We start from the raw sequence: 7,886 nt of genomic DNA, 5'->3' as shown, positions 1-7,886 counted from the left end.
CTGGATTATCGGTCGCTTTCGCTGGTTCGTCGGGCGTAAGGCCTAACCAGTCATTCGAGGCGGACGGCTTCGCCGCCGCTCAATTCCAGCGTTAGGCACCTCAAACAATTGCGAGGAGTTTCAGATGCACGTCGTATCAACCATCGTCGGGGCGCTTCTTCTACTTTGGGGCTGCGTCGGTACGCTTGCTACCCTCTCGGCTCTTCTTTCTGGTGCCGGCGGTTCGGCCTTCCATCTTGGCTACGTGCTTGGCCTTGCTCTCTGCTCTGCAATTTCTGTTTTTCTCGGCCTCAGGGCCTTGAAGAGCGGAAGAACCAAGGTGGCAGGTAGCGCGGGTACGTAAGCACGTGCCTAACAACTCGTTCGAGGCGGACGGCTACGCCGCCGCTCAACTCCAGCGTTAGAGCCTATGAAGCAGACTACGGCAGCAAATCTGGCTTTGGTTCTGGTTGTGGCTGGTTGGCTGCTCGCCTTCTTCGGCGTCACGTCGCAACTTGGTGATCCCTCGCCCTCCGTTCCGCGCGCACAAATCGAAGCCGCTCGGCACCTGTCAATTGCAGTATTGGGCGTCGGTGTTGTGTGCATCTTGGCCGCACTTTGTCTTTCCGGTTTCAGTTTTACTGCAGCCAAAGTTCGTGCCAGCGTTTGCGCTGCGCTAGGCTTTCTACCTGCAATCGCTGTTATCTGGAGCATGCTGTGAGTGGCAGTGCGCTCTAACTACTCGTTCAAGGCGGACGCCTCCGGCGCCGCTTAACTCAAGCGTTAGGCGTCACAAAGGGGAAACCTATGGCCTCGACGAAAAGCACGAATACGCAGCGACAACACTGTCCCGTAGTAGAAAAAGAGGTCACTCTCACCGTCGAGGTTGTTTCGCTTCCAAACGGCCCGTCTGCTATCGGTCGCAAGAATTGTTCAAACATCGAGAGCTGCCTAGTTAAGTTTGGCAACCTAAGCACAGTCCCTCAATGTCTCTTGCACTCCTTGGGCGCGTAGGTGTCGCCTAACAACTCGTTCAAGGCGGACGGCTACGCCGCCGCTTAACTCCAGCGTTAGGCATAAGGGGGGAAGTCCGTGGCACCGGAGACGATCTTTGGCGTCGCTGTCATTGTTGTGGCCGTCTTGGCGTTGGTCGCCAAGCTCGTTCCGAAGCGTCAACCGCCGGAGAAGTTCTTCAAGTGCTCCCGCTGCCATACCCTTACTCGGCACAACAACCGCACCATTGAGGCGTGGCGTAACGGTAAGCCAAAGTTCTTCTGCCAAGCCTGCCACTCAAATTGGTTGCGTTCGCACCCATCGCAAGATAGCGAGCAATTCTCCTCAAGCGGTTCCGCATCCGGCGGTTCGGGCTGCCTCGGTGTTGCAGTCTTGTTCGCGCTGCTACCACTAGGCGGCATGTTGCTGTGGGCTTATGCCTAACAGTTCGTCCAAGCGGACGCGCGAAAAACCGCGCGCCGCTTAACTCTAGCGTTAGTCGGCAGCTCGTGTTGGTTTGCCGTATCGTGTGTTTCGCTCAGCTTCGCGCTGGCTTGTCGTCCGTCGCCGCAGCAGCATTTCGCGCAGTGTCGTCGCAAGCCTGAGCTTTCAGAGCTGGCAGTTTTGGGGTGGTTGGTTGCTCAAGCTTCGCGTTCGTCGTGCGCCCACATCGTCGCCCGAGCGTGCTGCGTCGCAACCGTCTAACTCCTCGTCCAAGCGGACGGCTTCGCCGCCGCTTAACTCAGGCGTTAGGTTGGTCAAGATCACGCAAGTCATGGAGTGACGGAACCAGAACTCCCACTTTGAAGGGGTAGTAGAAATGGAAGATATGGAAGACGACGGGCGTCCGAGCGACATTCTGGTGGAGTCATCGCCGTCCGCTAATAAAATGGGCAAAGTCACTTTTGTTGGCGGAAATTTCGGTACGGGTACAGCCCATCTTGTATCCGGCGCCAAGATAAACCTTCCTGGGTATGGAAGTGGAGCAATTCCACTGCATCGCATCGAGTCCGTGGAGGTAGCAACAGAGCAGTCAGTCAAACGACTCTCGGGTACGCTTGGGTGGGGTGCAGTCGGCGCGGTAGCGCTGGGGCCCATTGGGATGCTGGCTGGGCTTATAGCGGGCGGCAAATCTAAAGAGGTGTCTTTTATAGCGGTCCTCGAAGGGGGATGGGTGTTTGTCGCAACAGCCGATATCAAGACCTTCGGCCTCATAAAGGCGGCCACCGTTCGTCGACGCTAATTTTCCTTCACGCGGCCGACTACGCCGACGCTCAACTCCAGTGATACACGGCTACAGCAGAATCTGAGGTAGGTACAATGTGAGCATGCGAACGAAGTACCCAATGACATGTGTGTGCGGTCACAAAGGCGCATTGTGCCTTCGCGAAAACGATCAGCCTTACTCGTCTATGTGGGAGAGCTACTCACTCGATAACTTCAATGGTGGTAGCCACCGGGTGGAAGGTTTTGCTGATTTGCCAAGCGTCTTCGCTGCCATACGTCCTACTTGCCCATCCTGCGGCGCGAAGCTAGATGCGGGCAACTTCGACAAAAGCTGAGTGGCTTGTTCTGCCGTGCTGCAAGGCAACCTAACCACTCATTCGAGGCGGACGGCTACGCCGCCGCTCAATTCCAGCGTTAGGCATTCAAAATTGGCTCGCATCAATTACATCAAGATCACTGGCTGGTTCTGGTTGTTGCTTGCCGGCTTTTGGTTGCTTCTGTTCGGCCTGTCGGCATCTCAGCATTCCGAGGGGTCACCACCGACCGCCGCGTTGTCTATAGCGTTCCTGTTGTTGTTTTTGCTGAGTGGTTTGGCATTGGTCCGTCGGTGGCGTTTTCTTTGGTGGTGGCAAATTCCCGCAGTGCTAGCCCTCGTAAGCATCTGGTACATTATTTTTGCAAGTGGCCTCGTTTGGCGGCTCGTTGCCTAACCAGTCATTCGAGGCGGACGGCTTCGCCGCCGCTCAATTCCAGCGTTAGGCACGGGGGGAGACTATGAACGAGGTTCGAGAGGCCCAGGCTTTTGACCAAACTCTTGCCGGCAAATGGGGCCTCGTCATCCTGTTCGTCGGGTTCTCCGCACTCGAGATTTGGGCGCTATTTTCTGGCGTCGTCACGCTCGCGCACTGGAAGGGGTGGCTCATCGCGGGTGGCGCGGTGTTCTTTCCAATCATGGCATTGTGGTCAGCCATTGACCTCACCAGAGATAGTCGCCTTATTGGCATCGCTCGGCATCTGGCTACCGCGATCAAGTGGCTTTTGGCACTCCCATTCGTCCTCGTGGCCGTGGCCTTTATTGGCTGGTTGTTGTATCAAGCGGCTGGCTGGCTCGCTACCATTCCAAGTTGGGCAGCGGTTATCATCGTGTTGTTGCTACTTATTTACAGCAAGCGTGACACCCGTGCCTAACAATTCGGTCAAGCGGACGCAAATCCCGCTACGCGGTCTTTGCGCCGCTTACCTCAAGCGTTAGGCGCTGCTAGCGCGCATCAAGGGGAACGGGCGTGCAGAGATTGTTCCAAGTGGTGATTCTAGGGCTCGCCGTGATCGCCGGGTCGGCGCAAGCATCCGATACTGGTGGGGGTTTCTTCATCGCTGGCGGCGTCGGTGGCGTCACGTGTCCAAACTTCGTATCGGTTATGGAAAGGGCTAGGTTGGATGGCATAGGCTCGGCCGCGTACGCAAACGAAACTCAAGGCTTCACGATGTATCTTCTTGGGTTCGAAACGGGATACAACATGGCCGAGCCTCATACCTATGACGTATTTCCAAACGAATCCACTGCGTATCCTCTACTTAACTGGGTCGAGAATTGGTGCAGGGTTCACCCTACCGCGCACTTCGGCGAGGCCGTTGTTGCACTGGCCAAACATAGTTACCCGATGCGCCAACAAATACAACCAGCCGAGCCGGCAGCATCTAATACGTCGCCCAAACCGGTGCGCTGAGGTCCACGTTTCATTCGGCTACACGTCAGTAGCAACAAGAAAGGCAGCGTGTTATGAAGGGCGACGAGTACATCAAAGATAAGTCCATCGAAGATCTTCTTACCGCACTCTACACGGACTCCCAGGTAAACAGTAAGGTCTGGGAACAGCAGCGCGCCGCATTATTTGCCCGGTGCGCGCAAGACGTCGGAAGTTCCATACGCGAGTACACACAGTCAAACAAGGCGCTTTCCGGCCGACTGCTTTGGTTAAATATTATCCTAGGTATTTTCACGGTAATCGGGACGATTCTAGCGGTGTGGTCGCTATTCTTTGATGGCCGCGCCTAACATCTCATTCCAGCGGACGCTCGCCTACGGCTCGCGCCGCTGAATTCGGGCGTTAGAACTCAATGGAGATTGCTGTGCCCGAGAGAGAGGTGATCAAGCAAGACTGCCCCCTATGCGGATCTCCAGCGGACTTTTGCCTCGTCGACTTCAACAAGTGCAAATACTTCGAGTGCCCGAGTTGCAGTTTGTTCCAGATATCGCTGCGAGCCGAGAAGATTCTTCTTCAAGCCCCTCAACAATGGCGCGACGGCTACGCAACCAGGGCTCAGCAGGCACCAGAAGGACATGCATTGGTCATTCGTGTTCCGCCTCCATCACAAGAGATCGGCGCTGCAAGCGCAGCACTTTCTGGCAAGTTCGTTCTTAGGTCAGAACTTCCACAATAATGTCGGCAGTAAGTTCTAACATTTTGTTCAAGGCGGACGGCTTCGCCGCCGCTTAACTCCAGCGTTAGACCTGTCTCAGCAGATGAGACGTCCGGGTGCTTTGATAGCATCGCTGAGATAGTCAGCGTGCAGTGGAGGCAGGAAAGTGACAGATCATCAGATCATGTGCATCAACAAGACCAATCGTCAAAGCGCGCATGAGCGCATTCAAAGTATCGGGGGCATCGGCAACGGTGAGCGCTGGAAAATTTCCCAACAAGACGCAATTGCTGGCATAGAGTCCGGCAAGTGGCGATTCTGGGTTAGCGTCAACGGTCAGTCTGTTTGGGTTGTTGTCGCCGTCAGCGCCGCTGGCAACAAGTACATCAAGACTCAGAATGACGGCGAGCAGCCGAACAACCTATTGAGCCTTCCCGAGTGCCCGTAAACAGGTCTAACATTTCGTCCAAGCGGACGCGCGGAAAACCGCGCGCCGCTTAACTCTAGCGTTAGCACCCACAGATGGACCGCGACTATATTCTGAATCGGCTTGTACCTTACAGCTTGGGCGCTGTCAGCGCACTCGCGCTTGCGCTCAAGTACCGCATGGCTTGGGATGCGCCGAGGCGAATGGAAATTTACTTCGACGGGAAGTTATCGATCGAGGGAAATTCCAACGCATTTATTAACCCGGCAATCGAAGCTGGTCTAATTCACTGCCGAGCCCTCTTGGAGTTTTTAGGTCTCTGTGTTCAAGGCAGCCACTTACAAAACGTCAAGTTGCCACGCCGCCGGCAAGACGACGTAGGCATAGAGTCTTTCTCAAATTCGTCGGGGCCGTTGGGGTTGGTCACACCAACCGTAGCCATTTCTCATTATTCCGGTCCGGCCTTGCAGGCCGAGAGCGCGTTACTCGCCGTGTTCCACGCTGCAAACAAAGGTTTTGCACATTTCACCGACGGCTTCGACGCTTCGCTGGTAGATGGTGATGCAATGGAGGTTGCAAGTCGGGGTGTCCCTTCGCTCGTCATAAGCCATCTCTATACGCCGCTGGGCTTGCCGGCTCCAGACTTCGAGATCAAAGGTCGGCCTCGCAGTGGGTGCTAACATCTCGGTCAACCGGACGCTCACCCCACTACGCGGGGTTCGCGCCGGTTACCTCGGGCGTTAGGGCGCTACCAAATCTGGCACGATCATTGCGTGTGAAAAGTAGGTGCGTGTGTTGTTGCCACGTATCCAATCACTGCGTGGCCGCGCCGTCGGCACGCGGTCCAGACGCCTTGCACAAGGGGAATCGCCGTGAAGCTTTTAATGTTGGGAGCCGTTGCGCTCGTTCTTTGTAGCCTACAGGGTTGCGCCACCTACGGTTCACTGACCGCCGTGCCATCCCGTGGTGAGCGGTCTGTCTTTCAAGACGGCCAAAACACGATCATATCCACACAGCTAAACACGGTTGCCGTGACGCCGCGTAGCAACAGGATTAAAAGTGGGGATCAGGGTGCATTCGTAATCGCCGTACACAACGGGCTGACAAATGACTTGGTCTTCTCAACGGAAAACGTATCTGCGTCCGATACGGTAAATGGGCGAGTGGAAGCACTACACGTTTATACCTACGACCAGCTAGTAGCACAAGAAAAGCGGCGTCAAGCATGGGCGGCATTTGCCGTCGCGCTCGCTGGCGCTACGGACTCAATAAACGCAGCGAATGCTGGGTATTCACATACCTACGGAACCTATTCGGGGTCCGCATATGCCAGCAATGGTGTAAGCGCCTACGGGTATGGAAATTATTCGAGCACCACATACAATTATGCCGCAGCGCAGGCGGCGCAAAATGTAGCAAATGCCAACACTAGCGCACGATTTGCAGCATTGGCAGAACAAGGGCAGGAGAACTTACGGGCCTTATCGTCAACGATACTCAAGAAGCAAACCGTGTTTCCTGGGACGTGGTACGGTGGCGTTGTGATGGTGTCGTTACCGAGTGTTACCAGCACACGGCAGCAGGTCCGATTGGACGTGGAAGTCGGTGGCGAGCATCACGAGTTTCTGTACAACCTCGAAAAGGCGAGCAACTAATGCGCGCCTAACTATTCGCTCAACCGGACGCAAACCCGCTGCGCGGGTTCGCGCCGGTTAGCTCAAGCGTTAGGCCAATCTCAAAACCCTCGTGAGCACCAAGCAATGAGCATTGAAAAAGACACGGAGTCACGCTGGATCCAGCTCAACGACTATGAGCTTAGCTCTAACGCCAAAAGGGACGCTCGGCCAGAGCGCGACTTAGATTCATATCCTTGGACCGTCGAGGATCACGAAAATATTCGTCGTATGGTGCAGGAAATGACCGGCCGTCTTGACCGCGTTGAGCAGCGCCAATCTGTCTTATATCGCATCACGCATGCCACACTTTCCTCGGTAAACGGCTTGCGTTACACACTCATCTTGGTTGCAATTTTTGCGTTTCTAGCGAGCCTCTGGCAAAAATGGTTTTCGTGATCGCTGGGGGCTGCTAGCCTAACAACTCATTCGAGGCGGACGGCTCCGCCGCCGCTCAATTCCAGCGTTAGGCTTCAAATGCGAAATACGCTCCGTAAGCCACAGACCATCTACACAGCTACCACATGTTTGTGGCTCGTTGGCATGTTGGCTCACTGCGTTTGGCGTACCCACGCAGCCCTTTCTGGGCCACCCAGCCCCGACCTTTACGCAAACCACGTATCCTTCCAGCTCGTCACGTTCTTAGTTTTCTGGATGCCTGCATGGCTCATCGGGCTGCTGCTAATACTAGTCGGTGAGTTTGCGGTCTTTGGGCGCAAGCCTAACCAGTCGTCCAAGCGGACGCGCGAAAAGCCGCGCGCCGCTTAACTCAAGCGTTAGGCTTCAAGAGCTTTCCGGGTCAGTGGCAAGTCAACGCCAGCGTCCAGGTCGCGCTCCGCATCACCTTGGTTTCTTCGTTCGGCGTCGGGCTGGCCTGCGCGTGTTGCGCGCGTGCGCTGGGGCAGTTCTTCGCAACTTGCGCGCGTGTTCGTTTGCGCATCCATCGCGTCTTCCGCACGCGCGGTGCGTAGCAACGTCACCATCTCGTCAGCAGCTTGTCTGTCGTACGCAGGCCCTCACCATTTCGCGTTCTTGTAGTGCGTTTGGTGTGGCGCTATCGTCCATCAAAGGTCGCGCCTCGGGGCCGCCTAACAGTTCGTTCAAGGCGGACGGCTTCGCCGCCGCTTAACTCTAGCGTTAGGCCTTTCAAGGAATATCCGTGAATT

8 protein-coding genes are annotated in these 7,886 nt (G+C 55.7%); all 8 read left to right on the top strand.

Annotated features, from left to right (window positions below):
- Positions 1-409: 409 nt before the first annotated feature.
- The 8 genes from RHOOR92_RS19665 to RHOOR92_RS19640 all read left to right on the top strand — a co-directional run bounded on the left by RHOOR92_RS19665 (position 410) and on the right by RHOOR92_RS19640 (position 7,119).
- A complete protein-coding gene (locus RHOOR92_RS19665) occupies positions 410-700 on the top strand; it encodes a hypothetical protein (RefSeq protein ID WP_155950236.1) in 291 nt (96 codons plus the stop codon).
- Between the two features lie 1,092 nt (positions 701-1,792).
- Positions 1,793-2,215 (top strand): hypothetical protein, encoded by a 423-nt coding sequence (locus tag RHOOR92_RS19660; protein ID WP_155950235.1) that lies wholly within the window; start codon positions 1,793-1,795, stop codon positions 2,213-2,215.
- Positions 2,216-2,973: 758 nt separating this feature from the next.
- A complete protein-coding gene (locus RHOOR92_RS18745) occupies positions 2,974-3,387 on the top strand; it encodes a hypothetical protein (protein ID WP_037115374.1) in 414 nt (137 codons plus the stop codon).
- A 95-nt stretch (positions 3,388-3,482) separates the two neighbouring features.
- A complete protein-coding gene (locus RHOOR92_RS19655; RefSeq protein ID WP_155950234.1) occupies positions 3,483-3,926 on the top strand; it encodes a hypothetical protein in 444 nt (147 codons plus the stop codon).
- Positions 3,927-4,804: 878 nt separating this feature from the next.
- Positions 4,805-5,068 (top strand): DUF3892 domain-containing protein, encoded by a 264-nt coding sequence (locus RHOOR92_RS19320; protein ID WP_196802019.1) that lies wholly within the window; start codon positions 4,805-4,807, stop codon positions 5,066-5,068.
- 74 nt (positions 5,069-5,142) lie between these two features.
- Positions 5,143-5,727, top strand: coding sequence for a hypothetical protein (locus RHOOR92_RS19650; protein WP_155950233.1), 585 nt, complete (start codon positions 5,143-5,145; stop codon positions 5,725-5,727).
- Positions 5,728-5,919: 192 nt separating this feature from the next.
- Positions 5,920-6,702, top strand: a complete 783-nt coding sequence (locus RHOOR92_RS19645; RefSeq protein WP_155950232.1) for a hypothetical protein — start codon at positions 5,920-5,922, stop codon at positions 6,700-6,702.
- Between the two features lie 105 nt (positions 6,703-6,807).
- On the top strand, positions 6,808-7,119 hold the full coding sequence (locus RHOOR92_RS19640; protein ID WP_155950231.1) for a hypothetical protein: 312 nt from the start codon (positions 6,808-6,810) through the stop codon (positions 7,117-7,119).
- Positions 7,120-7,886 lie beyond the last annotated feature (767 nt).

The organism is Rhodanobacter sp. OR92 (genome assembly GCF_000427545.1).
GTDB classification, from domain to species: Bacteria; Pseudomonadota; Gammaproteobacteria; order Xanthomonadales; family Rhodanobacteraceae; genus Rhodanobacter; species Rhodanobacter denitrificans.
The sequence above is the reverse complement of the archived record's forward strand: the minus strand, read 5'-3'. Positions and strand labels throughout refer to the sequence as shown.

Bases quoted from the DNA above. Each gene is read 5' to 3' on its own strand.
- RHOOR92_RS19665 (WP_155950236.1), top strand. From the start codon at position 410: ATGAAGCAGACTACGGCAGCAAATCTGGCTTTGGTTCTGGTTGTGGCT.
- RHOOR92_RS19660 (WP_155950235.1), top strand. From the start codon at position 1,793: ATGGAAGATATGGAAGACGACGGGCGTCCGAGCGACATTCTGGTGGAG.
- RHOOR92_RS18745 (WP_037115374.1), top strand. From the start codon at position 2,974: ATGAACGAGGTTCGAGAGGCCCAGGCTTTTGACCAAACTCTTGCCGGC.
- RHOOR92_RS19320 (WP_196802019.1), top strand. From the start codon at position 4,805: ATGTGCATCAACAAGACCAATCGTCAAAGCGCGCATGAGCGCATTCAA.
- RHOOR92_RS19650 (WP_155950233.1), top strand. From the start codon at position 5,143: ATGGACCGCGACTATATTCTGAATCGGCTTGTACCTTACAGCTTGGGC.
- RHOOR92_RS19640 (WP_155950231.1), top strand. From the start codon at position 6,808: ATGAGCATTGAAAAAGACACGGAGTCACGCTGGATCCAGCTCAACGAC.